Here is a 1,185-nt window from a genome sequence, read left to right as displayed (position 1 = left end):
GGACACGCTGATCAATAGGCCAGTTGAGCGATCTGCGACCCGCGAGCGCATGGGCCGCGGCGACGCGACTTGAATTCGATGACGGTCAGCGGCTGCGTCTGTGCTTTTGGGGTCGTTTGCCGCCCCATCTGGCCGTTCAAGACGCACCTCGGGCTTGCTGGTCCAACAACGATCGCTTGGCGATCACGAGATTGGCCAGCCCGAACAGGCTGAACAGCTGCCCTTGGTTCTTCGCCATGCCCTTGTAGCGGGCCTTGCGATGGCCAAACAGGTTCTTCACCACATGGAACGGATGCTCGACCTTGGCCCGCATGGCGGCCTTCAGCTGTTCGGCCTTCTCCAGCAACCGCGCCCACTTCTTCGTCATGTCCAGCGCCCGGCGCTTGCCCGGCTGCATGGCGACGAACCAGGTCGGCCCCTTGGCCTCTTCGCGCTTGTCCACGCCTCGGTAGCCGGCATCGCCAAAGGCCGATGTCTCCTGTCCATGCATTAACGCACCGGCCTGCGTCACATCGTTGACGTTGGCCGCCGTGCCGATGACTGTGTGCACCAGCCCTGACTCGGCATCCACGCCGATGTGCGCCTTCATTCCGAAGTGCCACTGGTTGCCCTTCTTGGCTTGGTGCATGTCGGGATCGCGCTCGCCCGTGGCGTTCTTCGTCGAACTGGGCGCGGCGATGATCGTCGCGTCCACGATGGTGCCCGAGCGCATCAGCAGGCCTTGCTCGGCCAGGTGGGCGTTGATCTCGTCGAACAGCGCCTTGGTCAGGTCGTTGGCCAGCAACAGGCACCGGAACTTCAGCAGGGTGGTTGCATCGGGCACCGCCTCACGCGACAGGTCAATGCCGACGAAGTCGCGCATCGACTGGCTGTCATACAGCGCGTCCTCCAGAGCCTCGTCGGCCAGGCCGTACCACTGCTGCAGGCAGTACATGCGCAGCATCTTCGGCACGCCGATGGGTGGGCGACCCACCCGGCCGCTACGCGGGTACGACGGTGCGATCGCCGCTTCCAGCCGTGCCCACGGCACGATGCGCTCCATGTCCGCGAGAAACACCTCGCGCCGCGTGCGCTTCTTCTTCAGAGCGAACTCGGCACTGGCAAAGCTGCGTTGACTCATGCGCTGATCCTGCCGCCGACGCGTCCACCGCGCATCGAGATCAGCCCGGATAAATCAGCATTTCC

General features: G+C 64.2%; 1 protein-coding gene. It reads right to left on the bottom strand.

What is annotated here, in order from left to right; all coding sequences use genetic code 11:
- Window positions 1-136 precede the first annotated feature (136 nt).
- Window positions 137-1,120, bottom strand: coding sequence for an IS5 family transposase (locus FUT87_RS18075; RefSeq protein WP_147241923.1), 984 nt, complete (start codon window positions 1,118-1,120; stop codon window positions 137-139).
- Between the last annotated feature and the right edge of the window lie 65 nt (window positions 1,121-1,185).

The organism is Mitsuaria sp. TWR114, from assembly GCF_007997345.1.
Note: the sequence above shows the minus strand (reverse complement) of the source record. Positions and strands in the feature narration are given on the sequence as shown.